Source organism: Microcoleus sp. B3-A4, assembly GCF_036705385.1.
Classification (GTDB): domain Bacteria; phylum Cyanobacteriota; class Cyanobacteriia; order Cyanobacteriales; family Microcoleaceae; genus Microcoleus.
The window spans coordinates 2,685-4,390 of the sequence record NZ_JAUBUI010000161.1; the positions used below are offsets into that span (position 1 = coordinate 2,685).

Annotated in this window: 1 protein-coding gene; it reads right to left on the reverse strand. The window is 50.5% G+C overall.

All coding sequences use genetic code 11. From position 1 onward, the window contains the following. A partial coding sequence (locus tag QUB33_RS28705) for a VCBS repeat-containing protein (protein WP_333357831.1) occupies positions 1-1,617 on the reverse strand: 1,617 nt, incomplete at its 3' end. Positions 1,618-1,706 lie beyond the last annotated feature (89 nt).

Genomic DNA, 1,706 nt, shown 5'->3' on the forward strand with positions numbered 1-1,706 from the left:
CGGCGTTGGCGTCACTGGCGTCGGCGTCACTTCTGTCGGCGTCGGCGTCACTTCTGTCGGCGTCACTTCTGTCGGCGTCGGCGTCACTGGCGTCGGGGTGACTGGCGTTGGCGTCACTGGCGTCGGCGTCACTGGCGTCGGCGTCACTGGCGTTGGCGTCACTGGCGTCGGTGTCGGTGTCGGTGTCGGTGTCGGCGTAGTGTCGTTATCGTCGATCGCCACTGTCACCCCTGGCACCGAAATTTCCTTATACTTAGCATCAGTGCTGGTTGCAGTGTGAGTAATATTAGCGCTGCCTGTACCTTCGGCAACTGTATCGTCAACAGCTTTTACCGTAACGGTTTGAGCAACATTCCAATTATTTGGAGTGAAAGTCACAGGGGCGATCGGCTCAATCCGATCGCCTGTTGTGAGATTGATAGTTACAGGGGCGATCGGCGGCGACGTTAATTTGATATTGTAACGGCCATTCGCGCCGCCTTCTGTAACTTTCGTTTCGGTAAGACTAACAGAAACACCAGCCGTATCATTGTCCTCATTGCCGCTACCATCGGCGACATCATCGTTGTTGTTGAGCAAAACCGAGACGCTGTTAGATTCTTCATTATTGTTTGTCGTAGTTAAGTCTGTCTTGCCGTCAGCATTAAAGTCCCCAACAGCAATGATAAAGGGATCTTCCCCAGCCGAAAAGTTGGCGGGCGCACCAAAACTGCCCGTACCATTTCCCAACAAAATGGAGATACCACCATCGCTCGTCACAGCTAAGTCTGATTTGTTATCGCTGTTAAAGTCCCCAACAGCAACACTATTGGGAAAGTCCCCCGCATTAAAGTTAGTGGGAGCCCCAAAGCTGCCTTTCCCTGTCCCCAACAGGATTGATACGTTTTTAGATTCGCCGATGTTTGTTACAGCTAAATCTGGCTTGTTATCCCCATTGAAGTCCCCTGTAGCGAGCCCGATCGGATCGTTCCCCGCCTTAAATTTAGTAGGAGTCCCAAAGCTGCCTGTCCCTGTCCCCAACAGGATCGATACATTATCAGAAGAGTCTATGAAAGCTAAGTCTAGCTTGCCGTCAGCATTAAAGTCTTCCACGGCGAAAAACCGCGAATTCGACCCATTAACATTAAGGTTAGTAGGAGCCCCAAAGCTGCCTGTACCAGTTCCTAACAGGATCGATAGATTGTTATTGCCTATCGTAACTAAATCTAGCTTGCCGTCGCTGTTAAAGTCACCCGCACCAACACCACGGCCAAAATCTGACTTCCCATCAGCTTCCCCCGTCTCAAAGCTCGTGGGAGTGCCAAAGCTACCTGTGCCATTTCCCAACAGGATGGCTACTTCACCTACATCTGCGCTGTCCCTCTTTACAGAAGCTATGTCGAGGTTGCCGTCGCTGTTAAAGTCCCCTAATGCCAGACTTATGGGCGTAAAGCCGATGTTAAAGTTGTTGGCAGTGCCAAAGCTGCCAGTGCCTGTCCCCAACAGAATCGAGATGTTGTTAGTTCCTTGATTCGCTGTGGCGAGATCGGGCTTACCGTCTTTGTTAAAATCTGCTACAACAACGTCACTCGGCCCTTCGCCGACAGGGAAGCTGGTTGCGGTACTGAAGATAGACATGATTAATTTACCGTAAGGATTCAGGTAAAAAATAGTTCATTGAGAGCCGAAAAATATGGTAATGTAGTCAGATGAGCGAAAAGCCAGAG